The following is a 16,022-nucleotide window of genomic DNA, read 5'->3' on the forward strand; positions in this document are numbered from 1 at the left end:
TGCTACTCCTGCACAGTTGCAAGTGGTTGCACAAATTCAAGAGCTTGTGCGGGACGAAGCCGTTGCACACCTTCAACCACCAAAATGTCGTCTTTATATAACGGGCCTGAGACTAATAAACGTCCAGCTAAACGTTGCTGAATTTTAACATCCACACGCGTGGCTTTTTGCTCAACACTTTTCCATACATATGGACCTGTTGCGCCCCAAAGCAAAGCAGCTTCAGGCACTGCCGCAAAGCGCTCACCTTGTATTTCTATATGAACTCTAAAACTCATACCTGGTAAAAATTGTGCGTTTTTATTGTCTAATTTTGCTTTTACCCGCAGCGTTCTGGTTTGAGGATCAATACGTGAATCAAGATAAGCAACCTTAGCATTGACTGCCTTGTTACCCTGCCATGGAATAACGCGCACTTGTCCGCTACTTCTGAGCATACTAATTGCGGATTCTGGTGCATTAAAATTAATGTAGAGTTGTTGGGTATCATCAATACTTGCTATGGCTGTCTGTGTTGTAATGCGGTCGCCGACTTCAACATCAGTCAACCCCATTGTGCCACTAAAAGGGGCACGGACTTGACGGTCTTGTAACTCAGTCTCAGCTTTAGTGACGGCTACTTTTGCTAACTCGTACACGGTTTTAGCATCGTCTAAATCACTTTGCGGTACCGCTCCTTTAGCATGACTTTGTTGCAAACGGGTTTGAATACGCTCGCTATCGGCAAGCTTTATTTTTGCTTCATTCAAGGCAGCAATTTGTCTGCGCGAATCCAGTTCTAAAAGCACCGAACCCGCAGTTACTTTATCACCTGGTTTAAAATGTACCGCCGTCACTTTATCACCCACAGCCGGATAGAGAATAACTGAGCGGATAGCTTCTGCATTGCCAACTGCTTGCACTTGCTCATTGGCATGTTCCATCGCAACACGTTCTACAAGTACATTAGCAGCCAGTGCCGAAGGTACAACCGCAGCACAACTAAAATAAACACAAGTTATAAGCACGCGAAATTTCAAAAGTTCACCTAATTAATTATTATTTCTATTATTATACCCAGTGTATCAGCCTTTTGATCAATAAAAAGTCTAGTTCGATTAACTGGCAAAACAATACGTTGAAATACCTTGGAAGTGGCAAGAATAAAAGATAATTGAAAGCGTTGTATTGAACGCAGCGATTTACACTTGTTATTAGGTGAACATTGTTTGGTGAATAATTATTAGCTGAATAAGCCTTAACTTAAACCGTCAGATTCGATTAACAGGACGTAAACAAGCCTGACCGTTACTAATGCGCTGTGAGCAGACGGTGATAACGCTTAACATATGGGGATTTTAGGAGCATTTTTTTCAGCGAATAAAATTCTGACCATGATGTTTTTTGTGAGGCCTAAACTAGATCCCTTTTAAAATCGTCATACAGCTTTTGAACTATAGGTTCTGAGGCTGCATTTAAAAATTTAACCATTGATTCTTTTGATAAAAACAAGTCCTTTAGCTTTATTGAGTATCCAGGGGCGACAGGAGAAATTGGTATCGCATTATAAGACCACATGATTTTACCCGAGCTATCGAATAGCTGTGCAGCGATATTAAAGCGAGAATTGAACTCGTCAGAAAAACCATGAACCATACCTAAAACTACAACATTAAGTGTAATCACTAACTTATTTTGAGAATTGCTATCAAAGTTAATATTAAGGTTATCAGCTTTTACTTTTTCAATGAATTGATTCTGCACGATCTCATTTAAGCTTATATGATTTTCTTTCATAAATTTTAACGCAAGCTCTCTAACTCCTAAGCCGTCACTAGCAGTTCCAGAATAATAATAACTGACACCTGTCCATTGAACTTCAACCGTACTTATAGCTGTTAGCATTGAATTATCGTTTGGGCTGGCTTCAAGCTTTATAGTTTGTAACTGATCGAAATTTTCTTTTTTCAGTTTTACACTCGGGACTGATGAACATCCACTAACAAAGATTATAAAAAGAAGTATCAAATAATGAAGTTTCAACGAAACTCTCCTATAGACCTAACGAGCCTGTAGAATAACTCGTTTAAAATTTATTTTTATTTATGCATTAACCATAGCCGAGTTCCTATTTTGATTCAATTAGTTACTTTGATTTTACGTAAAATATAAAAAGCGGATTTGCTGTTGCTCTAATGGGGGTTTTGGAAAGTATGACAGGTGTTTGAGTGGCATACTTGAGGTAATAAGGGCTTACTCTAATTAATGCATCATGTTTTACGCATGCTCATATTAGCCTTTAAGTTAATCCTCATTCCCTTCTCTTTGTGCAAAAAAATTTAGTGAATTATTCACAAAGAGGTTAAGAGACGCTGCGCTTTAGAGGAATATCACAAATACTTCGCTAATAACATAAAGGTTATCGCGTAGCATCCCAATATGTGTTTGCCGTAAGCTACTTGCTTAACAGCCGCATCGACAGACGAAATAAACGAATTTGTTTATTGATTTAAAATTGACCTTCCATTTATAAAAACGGTCAAAAAGAATTTTCAATAAATTTCTGTTTAGAAACCCAAAAGTAAGAGTGTTAAATCACTTACTTTGCTTAACTAATGCACTATATAAGTGCCACTCAATTAACGGTTTAACCACATAATTAATTTACTTTTTAATGTGTCGGGTTTTATCGGTTTGGTTATATAGTCGTTCATTCCGGCTGAAATACAGCGCTCTCTATCGCCAGCCATAGCACTGGCTGTCATGGCAATGATGGGAACCTGCTTGTAAGCAGTACCAGCGTGCCCCTTACGAATAGCGGCAGTGGTATCGTAGCCATTTAAGTTTGGCATTTGGCAGTCCATTAAAATCAAATCAAAAGATGTAGTTTGCTGTGATTTTAATGTTTCAATGGCTTCACAACCATCACTTGCACAAGTGATAGCAACTCCTGTCCTTTTTAATATTGCTTTGGCCACTTCAAGGTTGATCATATTATCATCAACAAGAAGTACATTAAATTGTGAGAGGTTTATCTCTACTTCGTCTGTTTTTAATGGCTTTTGCGCGGGCAGTAAAAAACGCTTACTAGTACCAAAAAGACTGGCTAATTTAAAACTCAGCTGATCTTGCGTTAAGGGCTTATTAAGTACATGACAGTTTTCCGGGTAACTTGTTTTAACTTCCTTATTTAATAATAAGTCTCTTAAAATAAGCATGTATTTCTTGTTTAGCTGCTCACATAAGGCGATCAACTTATCAAGTTCAGGGTGTTCATTGTCAATAACGAGAAGGTCCACATTCAGCTCATGATGCTGTAAAAGGTAATCAAAGCGCTGAATATTATTGGCTTTAACGTTACAGTTTTTCACTAGTAGATTACTTAGGTTATTAAACACACTGTCTTTATCAATCAGTACACCAACTTGTATATCATTGATTAACTCTATCGGTGTGTTAAGTTTTTTTTTCTGCTGCGACATGCAACTCAACGAACGCGGTAAAACAACTGCCTTTCCCTTTCTCACTTGTTACCGTTATGTCCCCTCCCATTAACTGAGCTAGCTTCTTACAAATAGATAATCCTAAGCCAGTTCCCCCAAAATGGCGTGTCGTGCTGGTATCTTCTTGGGTAAACAGATCAAATAACTTGTCTTGGTTCGCAGCTTCAATACCAATTCCTGTATCAGTGACTGCAAAGCTCATAATTAATTTATCATCCGTTAGATAATTAACATCTAAACTTAAACTTACCTCGCCTTTATGAGTGAACTTAAACGCATTGTTTAACAGATTTATCAGGATCTGTTTCAGCCTATGGCTATCACCAACCACTAAACGATCAATCACTTTATTGGTATTAAGAATGACTTCTAAGCCTTTACGTTGTCCCTGTAATGCCATCGATGTGATCATGTCACTGCACACGGTGATAATGTCAAAACTATGGTTATCAATATCCAGTTTACCCGCTTCAATTTTAGAAAAGTCCAAAATATCATTAATTAATGTCATCAAAGAATGAGCACTGTTGTTAGCTAACTTTAGATAATGTTGCTGTTCTTCATTAAGGGAATCATCTTTTAGCATGTCTAACATGCCTAACACACCATTCATCGGTGTACGTATTTCATGAGAAATGTTTGCTACAAAGTCACTTTTAGCTTGGCTTGCTGCGAGTGCATCTTCAATTGCAGTTTCTAATTCAACTGTGCGCTGGGCTACCTTTTGTTCCAACGACTCGTTAAGTTTCTTAAGCTCAACCTGTGTTTTTTTAAGTGAATCAATATTCCTCAATATAGCAGCTACTTGTGTTTGCTGGCTAAACACATCAAAAACAGCTGTTAAAGTGATTGAATAGTAATGTTTTTGGTTATCGGCTGCTATATATATGCCTTCAAAAGAAGATTTGTTCCCTTCAATAATCGTGTTTGCAATACACGATGTATCTTTATCTTTTAATTGAAACAACTCGTTAAAAACTACTTTTCCTTCCACTAAGTTAAAATCCGTTTTTGCAGTTTGGTTTGCATGGCAGATCACGCCATTAGCTTTTACAGTAACAATTGCATCCAGTGAATTTTCAATGATTTTGTTATTTTGCTCTTTTAGTGAATGTAACTCTAATTTACGATTTATATAACGCTGGTATAACCACACCAAAAATAACAGCGTTGAAAATAGTCCGATAACTATCAGTATAAAGTTATCTCTGCGCTGTGTTACTTCATTAAGTAAATAGTCTGTGTCTATTGAAACCGCTAATGTAAGTGGCAACATTTCAACTTTCCCCTCAAATGAAATCTCTCTTTTGAGGTAATACTGCGATGGCAGTTCAGTCAGTGGTAATGCTGTATATTGACTCATGAGTTGAGTGGTTGAGAATTCATCAAACCAATTTGTAGTCTGGTCAAATTCAAACGCAAATCGTAAGTTTGGCTCTGGGTGATATAAAAATTGATTATTATTATTCAGTAAATACAGGTTGATCCCATTAGGTGTATTAAACGTTAAGCTGTTAATGAGTGCTTCAGCGAAGTAATTAGCAACAAGAATACCAAAGACTTGCCCATTACTATCAAAAACAGGTTTTGCAACACGGTAGGTACTGACATATGGAACCTGTATTTTGCCGTTTTCGCGATTATAGTTAATCGGAGAAATATACACCGAATTCTCATCAAGCTTACTTGCTTCTATTACATAATCACGTTGCCCCTTTTTTTGCAATTGAGAGTCTGTAAGTCGGATTAGCCCCTCCTCGGTTCTGTCAATGCGGACAATCTCTTGCCCTTGCTCAGCCAGCATAATATAGCGTGATTGGGCTAAGTAACCGTCAGTTTGCATAAATCCGGTAAATATTTCAGCTAAGCGTGTTTGCCACACCTCCATCGGTGTTTTTAACTCAGGATCAACCGAATTATTAGCGGCGGCACGCATAATGCCAGAAACGGGTGGCGTCACATTAAAAAATCTAATTGTCGCTATACTGTTTTGCAGCTGTTCACGTAATGCGTGGCTTTTCGTATCTAATTCTTCTTGCAGATTAGCATGCGCTAACTGGTAGACATCTTTTCGCGTTTTTAACTCAAAAATATAAAGAGTGGGGACCAACAAGATACAAAAAGCTAATAGTGCAATCAGAAAGACTTTATTACCACTTACTAAACGGTTAAAGGAGGTATTATTTGGCATCGAACACGTTCTACTGTATATAAACTAATACATAGTATAGGTAAATTAGAAAAATATTTCTCATACTTATTAGGACGCGTTGAGCTTTTAGGAATAAAGATCCCCCCTTGTCGTAGTATTTTTGGAAGGATTTAAAGGTGGGGTAAAACTGGCTAGCTTTTGTGCTCAATAAGTAAGCCTGTTTATAAAAGAAATGGCGGTAATACCGCCATTTTTAAGCCTCATACTATCTAAACAATACGGCTTCTTTGTTAAACCATTTAACACAAAATGCCAATAGTGCACCAGCGGCAACGACTGTAGCTAAGAAAATTAAGCCTAACAAAGTGTAATCAATAGTACCTTTGATGATTTCTTTGATTGCTAATGCCACATTCGTAACAGGAATAAAAGCTGTTTTAGCATTGAGCTCAATATTAGGTAATAGTGCCACTATGATAGGAAAGATCACCCCCATGCTGAGCGGAGTCATGTAATTTTGTGCCTCTTTAAATGTACGTGCATAAATTGAAATTGCTAATGCAAGGGACGAAAATATAGCGGCAACGGGGAGTAATATTATAAATATTAAAGCAAGATCTAACACCCGCAACGAGCTAAATGCCGTTTTAACAACAGCTAAATCAACAAAAGTGATCGCTATACTGATCCAAATCCCCATACTCAATACGGTGATTGTGGTGGTTGCGATTGACGCTGCCAGCAAAGTTATAAACTTTCCTAAAACTAGTTGCGTACGCGTTATTGGTGTCAGTAGTAACGTTTCTAATGTACCGCGCTCTTTTTCACCCGCGCCTAAGTCTATTGCAGGGTAAGTTGCCCCCATTAACACTAATGGAATAAGTAAATATGGAATAAAGCCACCTATTTTCTCACCTAAATTCTCGCGTTTATCTGCGGTATCAACTTTAACTACCTTAATTGGTGCAATGATGGCTTGTTGCTGCTGCTCATCGATACCATAGCTAAGCAATTTCTGTGCGCGCAAGTTATTACCAAACTCTTCGGCCAACTCTTTTACTCGGTCGAATAAAAAATTGATTGTTTTGGCATCGTTATAAACCACTTGCCACTGGCTTTGCTTCGCATCATCTAGCGTTTGTTTGGCATCCGATGGTAAATAAATCCCCATATCTATAATGCCTGCTTTTACTGCTTCGCTAAGCTCTTCAACGCTTGTAAAGGTCTGTTCACCTTTATAGAGCTCAAAACTTTTATGATAAAACACTTTATCAGTAAATGACTGCGCATATTGACCATTAATTATGGCGTAGGTATGTACTTTTTGCTCTGCCTCAAGGGCTGCTTGTGAGCTAATAAATGCCATAACAGCAAATAGCAGCGGAAAAATTGCAACGGGTAATGCAACGATAAAAATTAAGGTTTTTTTATCTCGCAGTAGTTCTGTTATTTCCTTTTTAAATACTTCAAACATCACTTTTCTCCGTTAGAATGTTCATAAATGCTTGATTCAATTCGTCACTCTTGCCTACTTCTTTAAATTCCTCAAGGCTGCCATCAAAGCAACTTTTCCCTTCGTTGATCACTGCGACACGGTCACACAATAATGCAACTTCGTCTAAGTGATGTGTTGAGAAAATAACGGGGGTGCCCTGCGCTTTTAATCCTTTGATAAAGTTAATCACGGTTTGTGTCGTCATAATGTCTAAACCAGTGGTTGGTTCATCCAGTACCACCACTGCCGGATGATGGACAACAGCACGCGCGATATTCGCTTTTTGCTTCATTCCGGTAGATAAGTTCTCTGCACGTTTATCAATAAAGCTATGCATATCGAGTAAATCAAATAACTCGTCACAGCGAGAGCTAATAGCGGCTTTGCTCATACCATGCAATTTCGCAAAGTATTCAATGTTCTCTTTAACGGTCAAACGGCCATATAAACCGGTACTGCCCGATAAAAAACCGATAGATTTACGGCCAAACAGTGGATTTTTAATGATATTTTCACCACCGATGTGAATGCTTCCAGCATCAGGCTTTAACGCCGTTGAGATCATTCTTAACGTAGTGGTTTTACCTGCCCCATTAGGCCCAAGTAAGCCCAGCACTTCGCCTTGGGCACAGTAGAAGCTAACATCAGTAACTGAATGAAAATAGTCTTTGTCTTCGCGTGGATCAATTTTATCAAACTTATTTTTTTTATGATCTTTAGTCAGCTTAAATTTCTTTTTAAGCCCTGATACTTCTATCATGTTCGTATCCTTCGTTTCGGTCTAAAGTAACCCGTATTACTATAAAATTCGGGGTTATTGTTGTCATACCAACCAGGCACCCCCAGTAAAGGTAACGGTGAAAGCTGGCTGTTGTCCCTTAAACAGTTATCATGCTTAATCATCTCATAAAGCGTTTGATCAATATACTGATACTGCTGGGTTAAATCTTTACAAAATATGTCATTTGGCACTTTTACAAATAATGCTTTTCCCGTTAAACCAATATACGGTTTAGTTAGCATTTCGTAATTTGCATGACCAAACATAAAGGGCGTAATAGTTTTACCCCATAATGCTCTGTGTTTAACGAATGCGTCTTGCCACTGGTGATTTTTAAGTAACTGCGGCCAAACATCATCACACACCGCAAGTACCACACCACATTCATCAAACAAGGTCAGCGCATTACGGTGCTTTGAGCGCTGCTTTGTACCATGAATAGCAATTTCTTCCACATGGCGTTGATTAATTAACGCTTTAGTTTTCGGAAACAAACACCAAATCAAGCCACCAAATAGATCATGCCAATTTTGCTGGCGCGTAGGCACTTTACCGGTATCAAAAATGATTTGCTCATAGTAGCGCTCTTCCTCACTAAAACAGGCATCGTCCACAAAGCGAATAACTTGCTGGTTCGCATTTTTAGCATCTAAAAAGGATGAAAACCACGCACACGCAGGCCAATCAGGTAAACATTGCAAAGCAAACAATGTATTTAAGTGGTTAAATGCGCCACTTTCTAAGCTGGCGCTATGCCATTGTTCGTGGGGAGTAAAACGCTTCATGAGTATCTTTAGCTTTACAGAAATTTTAGGGGGAGTTTACCGCAAAAACTGGTTCTATTTAATAGAAGTTCTTATACTCAGCACACTTAAAACAAAAAAAGAGCGACTATGAAACGTTATTTTTCTCTTACACTCCTTGCAACATCAGTACTTGCAGGATGTGCAACAACAAGTCTTACCTCTGATGATGTTAGCAAAGGTTATGATTCGATAAATGCTCAACAATTAGCTGAGCATATAAAAGTACTCGCCTCAGATGAATTTGGTGGCCGTGCGCCTTCTTCTAAAGGTGAAGAACTGACACTCGCGTATCTAACAACAGAATTTAAAAAACTTGGTTTTCAACCTGGTAACGGTGATAGCTTTTTACAAGAAGTGCCGTTAGTTTCTCTAGAAGCTGATTCAGATATGGTACTTAATATTGGCGGAAAAGATTACCAATATAAGAAAGATATGGTAATGGGCAGCAGCCGCATTAGTGAACAACAAAGTATTAAAGACTCTGAGCTTGTTTTTGTCGGTTATGGTGTAAATGCACCAGAATATAACTGGAACGATTATGAAGGCTTAGATGTGAAAGGCAAAACGGTTGTTATGCTGGTTAACGATCCAGGTTTTGCGACAAAAGATCCTGCGCTTTTTACTGGTGACGCCATGACTTACTACGGCCGCTGGACGTACAAATACGAAGAAGCGAGTCGTCAAGGCGCTGCAGGTGCGATTATTATCCATGAAACTGCGCCAGCATCATACCCTTGGTCTGTAGTAGAAAATTCATGGAGTGGTGAGCAGTTTGGTTTTCAAAAAGAAAATAACAACATGGACAGAGTTGCCGTTGAAGGCTGGGTAACTACAGACGTTGCAAAAGAGTTATTCACTAAGGCGGGGTTAGATTTTGATACAGCTAAAGCCAATGCCGCTAAAGGTGCTTATCATGTTGATATGGGTGATCTAACTGCGTCTGTGGCTGTTAAAAACACCATTAAGAAATCTATTTCGTATAACTTTATTGCCACCTTACCAGGTAGCGAAAAAGCCGATGAGCACATTGTTTATTCAGCTCACTGGGATCACTTAGGCACAGATAAAACCCGCAAAGGTGACCAAATATATAATGGCGCACATGATAACGCCACCGGTACTGCTGGCTTAATTGAAGTTGCAGAAGCGTTTGCAAGCCTACCTAAGCATCCTAGCCGCTCAATGACGTTTTTAGCTGTTACAGCTGAAGAGCAAGGCTTATTAGGCTCGAAGTATTATGCTGCAAACCCTGTAATACCAGCAAATAAAACTGTTGCGAATATCAATATGGACAGCCTAAATTTATTGGGCAAAGTAAAAGATGTCAGTGTTGTCGGCCTTGGTAAATCTGAAATGGACACTCTCTTAGAAGTCGCGGCTAAAGCACAAGGTCGTACAGTGTCAGGTGATCCTAAGCCGTCATCAGGGGGTTACTACCGCTCAGATCACTTTGCATTTGCAAATATGGGTATTCCAGCCATGTATGCGGGCGGCGGCAGTGAAGCACTTGATGAAGAAACGGCGAATTACCGCAAACGTATGAGCTTAGTACTTCGTGGTTGCTATCATCAACCATGTGACAGATACCGTGATGAATGGGATTTATCTGGTGCTGTGCAAGACTTACAATTATTTTATCAAGTTGGTTTTGATATTTCAGAGCAAGCAAATTGGCCTACTTGGAATAAAAATTCTGAATTTCAAAGAAAATAATGTAAATGATATTGATTTTCATTTGATTTAAATCTAAAGTGCAACTTAGATAATTTTTAGGTTGCACTTATGTTTTCACTCTCACTTCCCAAAATAAGTTTACCCACTTCCACACAATTTATTATGAGTAATAAACGGCTTTTATTGCCTCTATTTCTGCTAGTCTGTTTAGCGTACCCCCCTATGAGAACACTCACACTCGCAGCAATGAGTGATGCTTTTTTTCAAGTGAGTGTATTTGTTGCAGCCACCTTGTTTATTTATTACTACGTTATCGATCGGCTTCCCCAACTGGAATTGGGTTACTTAAGTCAAAAATCACCGCTATTAGAGGTCAGCTTTGCGTCATTACTTGGTGCATTACCAGGCTGTGGTGGTGCAATAATAGTCGTCACACAATTTACCAAAGGACAAGCTAGCTTTGGCTCTGTCGTAGCAGTGTTAACTGCAACTATGGGAGATGCCGCATTTTTATTATTAGCAACTAAACCTGTTGAAGGGTTGCTTATCATGTTTATTGGCCTAAGCGTGGGTATCGTTAGTGGCAGCTTAGTTAATGCACTACATAAGCCTGATCACCTACGACCTGCACCAAATGACTATACGGATGACTGCCTTAGCCAGCCAAGTAAAGCGTTAATAATGAGTAAGTCTATCTGGCAAGTTGTGTTGATCCCGAGTGTAATGATTGCAATTATGATCGCTATTAATACTGACTTTAATAGCTTAAATACCCTGTTGGCAGATTCAATTACGCTGTTTGGTGCGGCTATGGCGCTAGTTGCTGTAGCAACGTGGGCATTCTCTTCTAAAGGGCAAAGCTACCAAGAAGTTACATCTGAAGAAGAGACTATCTCCCCCCATCAAAGCTCTATAAAGTGCTGCAGGATGCTCATTTTGTAACAGCTTGGGTGGTCGCATCATTTATGTTATTTGAAATATTAATTACTTTTGCCGGAGTAGATCTAAAAGCCTGGTTTGCCCATTATGCGTATTTAGCCCCTTTAATTGCCGTAGTGATTGGTTTTTTACCTGGTTGTGGCCCGCAAATAGTTGTTACTACTCTTTATATTCAAGGGATCATTCCATTTAGCGCCCTCGCAGCGAATGCCATATCAAATGATGGCGATGCGCTTTTCCCTGCAATAGCCATGGCACCGCGCGCAGCCTTCGTCGCGACGATATATTCTGCAGTGCCAGCAATACTTGTGGGCTATGGTTTATATTTTTATGGCCTTTAAATTTTGGCTATAAAAAAGCTCAGCAATTGCTGAGCTTAAACATTAAATATGGTGCTAAATACTTTTATGAACTTTGCAAATCAAGCTCTTTTGGATTAGCACCGTGATCGTTTTCACCCTCTTGCGAGTCCTGCGCAAGAAAAATAATCAATACAATCCAACCCACTATTGGCACAAGCCAAAGTAACTGCCACCAGCCAGAACGGTTCGTATCATGAAGACGACGAGCACCTGCACTTAGTTGAGGGATCAATAAAGCCAAGCTATAAATTGTTCCAACAATGGCTGTTCCTGTAAAATAATCGACTGCACCTGTTACAATCGAAAAAATAACATTGAATAAAATAAACATCCAATAAGCTTTACGACGAATACGGCCATTAAAATCGGCGTAACGACGCATTGCTTCCATAAAGTATTCCATATTAACTCCTTAATTTTTTTAATTCCCTGACGGGTGTCGCTTTTTAGAGACAACAACATGATAAAGAAAAAGCAACAATATGAAAACAAAAAACCAGCATTAAGCTGGTTTTAAAATAAGTCTATTTAAAGTTAACTCATTGCCATCATCATTTTGGCTGGGTTCTCTAAATACGACTTCCAGAGGTTATTAAAACGTGCAATTGTGCCACCATCAATCACTCGATGATCGCCAGACCAACTGACTTGCATAATAGCCTTACTTACAACCTGACCTTGCTCATCAAAGCGTGGTAAATGCTGTAACTTACCTAATGCTACAATCGCTACTTCTGGCTTGTTGATAATTGGCGTTGCTATCGTGCCACCAATTGCACCAATATTAGAAATGCTAATAGTACCAGCTTTTAAATCATCCGGAGCAACACGCCCTTCTCTTGCTGCATCCGTTAATCGCGTAACTTCATTCGCCACGTCAACAATACTTTTTGTTTGGCATTGCTTTATATTAGGCACTAGCAAACCGATTTTTGAATCAACCGCCATACCAATATTGTGATCAGCAAAATAAGTAAGCTCAGTACACTCGTCATTTACTTTTGAATTTAAGACTGGAAACTCTTTCATTGCAAGAGATAACGCCTTGATAAAAAACGGCATCATAGTCAATTTAACGCCTTGTTGCTGATACTGCTCTTTAAGCTCAGAGCGCAATCTAATCAACGCCGTTAAATCAATTTCGTCACAAAACGTAAAATGAGGAATAGTACTCACAGACGCCACCATCTGCTTAGCCATCGCAGCCTTGATACCTTTGATTGGCTCAACGCGTGTATCACTTTCGATAGAATTGCTTGTATTTACAGCAGCTGTGTCAACTTGCAATGGCGAAGTATCAATACTGTTTGGTACTTCACCTTTAACAAAGCGTTCTATGTCTTCTTTGTAAATACGCCCATTTTTTCCACTGCCAGGAACTGTGGTTAAATCAACATCAAGTTCCCGTGCTTTACGTCGGACTGCAGGTGAAGCAACTGCTTTTTGATTAACTTGTTGCGCGGCTGCTTCTCGCACCGTCGCTTTAGGTTCAACGGCTTTTGTTTGTGCTTTAACGAGTGCGTCACTAACATCAACTTTAGCTGAGTGAGTACCCGCGATCGACATTTGAAAAAGTGGTTTATGTACTTGCGCAACATCCCCTTTAGCATAATAAAGTTTTACAACAGTCCCTGTATATTTTGCAGGGATCTGCACCAATGCTTTATCTGTCATTACATCACAAACGGCTTGATCTTCTTCTATAACATCGCCTTCATTGACTAACCACTCAACAATTTCGCACTCAACAATCCCTTCACCTATATCAGGTAAAATAAAATCTTCGAGTTGCTCAGTTCTGTTGCTGCTAGCTGCTGTTTCACTAGGAGCTACTTGTTGTTCTGGCTCAGCGCTAGTCTCACCCGCCACATCCATTGCAAAAAGCGGCGCATGTACTAAAGCAATATCACCTTTTGCATAATATAGTTTAGTGATAACACCATCATGTACTGCAGGAATTTGCACCAGCGCTTTATCTGTCATTACATCGCAAATAGGTTGATCTTCAGTTACTGTGTCACCTTCGGCGACCAGCCACTCAACCACTTCGCATTCAACGATGCCTTCACCGATATCCGGTAAAATAAAATCTTTTGCCATGATAACTCCTAAAATTCGACCGATTGCTTAATTGCAGCTAGTACTTTTAATGCATCCGGTACATATTCTTTTTCAAGCGCTAAAGGATACGGGGTATCTAAGCCACAGACACGTAAAATAGGTGACTCTAAATGTAAGAAGCATTCTTGCTGAATCGTCGCCACGATTTCAGCACCAAACCCATTGGTAATTGGCGCTTCATGGCTAACAATTAAACGCCCTGTTTTGTTTACAGACTGTGCAATAGTTTCCATATCCCACGGTAAAATGCTGCGTAAATCAATTACTTCACAACTGATACCTTGCTCGCTAGCACGTTTTGCAGCATCTTCGATGATCTCCATCTGTGCGCCCCACGCCAGCAGTGTTACACCTGTCCCCTCAGTCACTACTTCAGCTTTACCGAGTTCAATGCTGTAATCTTCTTCTGGTACTTCACCAGTCGATGCACGGTATAATCGTTTCGGCTCAAAGAAAATAACTGGATTATCATCTTTAATCGCAGCACGTAACAAACCTTTTGCTTGGTATGGGTTACGCGGGACCACAATTTTAAGCCCAGGTGTATGCGCAAAATACGCTTCAGGTGATTGTGAGTGATATAATCCCCCCGCTATACCGCCACCGTAAGGAGTACGAATAGTAAGGTTGCCCACATTAAATTCATTACCACTGCGATAACGGAATTTAGCTGATTCATTCACTATTTGGTCAAATGCTGGAAAGATGTAGTCAGCAAACTGAATTTCAGCAAGTGCCGGTGCACCAAATGCAGCTAAGCCATTGGCAAACCCCATAATACCTTGTTCAGTAAGTGGCGTGTTAAATACTCGGTGTTGGCCATATTTTTCTTGTAAGCCTGAGGTTGCACGAAACACACCACCAAAATAGCCCACGTCTTCACCAAAAATACATGCTTGCGGGTGTTCAGCCATGGTGATATCAAGGGCTGAATTAATTGCATGTAACATATTCATTTTAGCCATTACTTAATTCTCCCTGCTGTCACCGGGTAGGCATCTGGGTGTTGCTTAATGTGATTTTTTAATTGCTCATATTGGCGTTGTAATGAAGGAATTGGTGTATCATAAACATCTGATACCAACTCTTCTAAAGGCGGCTTTGCTATTACTTCTGCGCGCTTTAATGCCGCAAGAATATCTTCACGAATTGTTTCTTTCGCTTTAACGTCTTCTTCTTCATTAAGCCAGTTTTGTTTCACTAACCATTTACGAAAGCGCTCAATTGGACATGCCTGGTAATTCGCTTCTTCATCTTTTGAGCGATAGCCGCTTGGATCATCTGATGTTGAATGCGCACCTAAACGATATGCAATAGATTCAATGAGTGCTGGCTCGCCAGTCGTGGTGGCAATATCTCGTGCTTTTTTTGTGGCTGCATAAACTGCAAGAGCGTCGGCTCCATCAACACGGATCGTTTTAATACCATACCCCACACCGCGAGATGCAATACCATCGCCTTTAAACTGCTCATCTGCCGGAGTAGAAATTGCATAGCCGTTGTTGCGGGCAAAAAATATAACAGGAGATTTGTGTACCGCAGCCATATTTAAGCCTGCATGGAAGTCACCTTCCGATGCGGCACCTTCACCAAAATAACAAATAGTGATGTTATCAATTGCTGAATTTAACTCACCAGTTTGGGGGTCAATATGCTTAATTTTTTGGCCATAAGCATAACCGGTCGCTTGTGGGATTTGCGTACCAAGTGGAGACGAAATGGTCATATAATTAAGCGCAGCACTACCATAATGAATTGGCATTTGGCGGCCTTTACCGAGATCACGCTCATTTGAAAACATTTGATTCATAAACTGATCTAGGGTAAATCCACGATAATGTAACGCAGCTTGCTCACGGTATTGCGCCATGATCATATCATCTTGATCAAGTGCAGCAGCGGATGCAGTAACCGCAGCCTCTTCACCCAAACATTGCATATAAAAGCTTACACGGCCTTGACGTTGAGCTGCCTGCATACGCTCATCAAGCGCACGAATAAATCGCATGGTTTCGTATAATCGCAGCGCAGTGCTTTCATCTATATCAGGGGCTGTTGCACCGTGGTGGATATCGCCATCCTCGTTTAAAATACTCAAGGTCGGAATATTCAGCGCATGACCGTCAATAAATTCAAGATCGTGACTGATATTCAGCGATACGTTATTTGGATTACTCATAACCTACCTTCTTTCGTTGTCAAAACAGTGC

The 16,022-nt window shown here is 39.8% G+C and carries 12 protein-coding genes and 1 pseudogene; 2 read left to right on the forward strand and 11 right to left on the reverse strand.

The genetic code is table 11. From position 1 onward, the window contains the following. Positions 1–2: 2 nt before the first annotated feature. The 7 genes from KAN5_RS06215 to KAN5_RS06245 all read right to left on the reverse strand — a co-directional run bounded on the left by KAN5_RS06215 (position 3) and on the right by KAN5_RS06245 (position 8,695). Complete coding sequence (locus KAN5_RS06215) at positions 3–1,019, reverse strand: efflux RND transporter periplasmic adaptor subunit (RefSeq protein ID WP_016709671.1); 1,017 nt, start codon at positions 1,017–1,019, stop codon at positions 3–5. Between the two features lie 373 nt (positions 1,020–1,392). Further along, positions 1,393–2,022 carry a hypothetical protein gene (locus KAN5_RS06220; protein WP_244390755.1) on the reverse strand — a complete coding sequence of 210 codons (630 nt, stop codon included), beginning with the start codon at positions 2,020–2,022 and terminating at the stop codon, positions 1,393–1,395. A 596-nt stretch (positions 2,023–2,618) separates the two neighbouring features. Next, positions 2,619–3,461 (reverse strand): response regulator, encoded by an 843-nt coding sequence (locus tag KAN5_RS06225; protein ID WP_244390756.1) that lies wholly within the window; start codon positions 3,459–3,461, stop codon positions 2,619–2,621. Continuing rightward, complete coding sequence (locus KAN5_RS06230; protein WP_244390757.1) at positions 3,436–5,673, reverse strand: ATP-binding protein; 2,238 nt, start codon at positions 5,671–5,673, stop codon at positions 3,436–3,438. Before KAN5_RS06230 ends, KAN5_RS06225 begins: the two co-directional genes overlap by 26 nt. A gap of 226 nt (positions 5,674–5,899) precedes the next feature. Continuing rightward, a complete protein-coding gene (locus KAN5_RS06235) occupies positions 5,900–7,108 on the reverse strand; it encodes an ABC transporter permease (protein ID WP_244390758.1) in 1,209 nt (402 codons plus the stop codon). Then, complete coding sequence (locus KAN5_RS06240; protein ID WP_244390759.1) at positions 7,101–7,889, reverse strand: ATP-binding cassette domain-containing protein; 789 nt, start codon at positions 7,887–7,889, stop codon at positions 7,101–7,103. The genes KAN5_RS06235 and KAN5_RS06240 overlap by 8 nt, the downstream gene beginning before the upstream one ends. After that, positions 7,886–8,695, reverse strand: a complete 810-nt coding sequence (locus KAN5_RS06245) for a DUF3025 domain-containing protein (RefSeq protein WP_244390760.1) — start codon at positions 8,693–8,695, stop codon at positions 7,886–7,888. Before KAN5_RS06245 ends, KAN5_RS06240 begins: the two co-directional genes overlap by 4 nt. Positions 8,696–8,803: 108 nt before the next feature. Here KAN5_RS06245 and KAN5_RS06250 point away from each other — a divergent pair, with 108 nt between their 5' ends. Continuing rightward, positions 8,804–10,429 (forward strand): M28 family metallopeptidase, encoded by a 1,626-nt coding sequence (locus tag KAN5_RS06250; RefSeq protein ID WP_244390761.1) that lies wholly within the window; start codon positions 8,804–8,806, stop codon positions 10,427–10,429. A gap of 69 nt (positions 10,430–10,498) precedes the next feature. After that, a pseudogene (locus tag KAN5_RS06255) lies at positions 10,499–11,670 on the forward strand (putative manganese transporter). A 64-nt stretch (positions 11,671–11,734) separates the two neighbouring features. Here the strand turns inward: KAN5_RS06255 and KAN5_RS06260 are convergent. From KAN5_RS06260 to KAN5_RS06275, 4 genes are all read right to left on the reverse strand, one after another. Continuing rightward, positions 11,735–12,094: a DUF805 domain-containing protein gene (locus KAN5_RS06260; RefSeq protein ID WP_016709663.1), complete on the reverse strand. Its 360-nt coding sequence runs from the start codon at positions 12,092–12,094 to the stop codon at positions 11,735–11,737. 131 nt (positions 12,095–12,225) lie between these two features. Next, the gene (locus KAN5_RS06265; RefSeq protein WP_244390762.1) at positions 12,226–13,791 is read right to left on the reverse strand and encodes a dihydrolipoyllysine-residue acetyltransferase; all 1,566 of its coding nucleotides are present in this window, start codon (positions 13,789–13,791) and stop codon (positions 12,226–12,228) included. 8 nt (positions 13,792–13,799) lie between these two features. Next, on the reverse strand, positions 13,800–14,777 hold the full coding sequence (locus KAN5_RS06270) for an alpha-ketoacid dehydrogenase subunit beta (protein WP_244390763.1): 978 nt from the start codon (positions 14,775–14,777) through the stop codon (positions 13,800–13,802). After that, positions 14,777–15,991, reverse strand: coding sequence for a thiamine pyrophosphate-dependent dehydrogenase E1 component subunit alpha (locus KAN5_RS06275; protein ID WP_244390764.1), 1,215 nt, complete (start codon positions 15,989–15,991; stop codon positions 14,777–14,779). The genes KAN5_RS06270 and KAN5_RS06275 overlap by 1 nt, the downstream gene beginning before the upstream one ends. Positions 15,992–16,022 lie beyond the last annotated feature (31 nt).

The sequence above is a fragment of the Pseudoalteromonas sp. KAN5 genome, from assembly GCF_022846535.1.
GTDB lineage: Bacteria > Pseudomonadota > Gammaproteobacteria > Enterobacterales > Alteromonadaceae > Pseudoalteromonas > Pseudoalteromonas haloplanktis.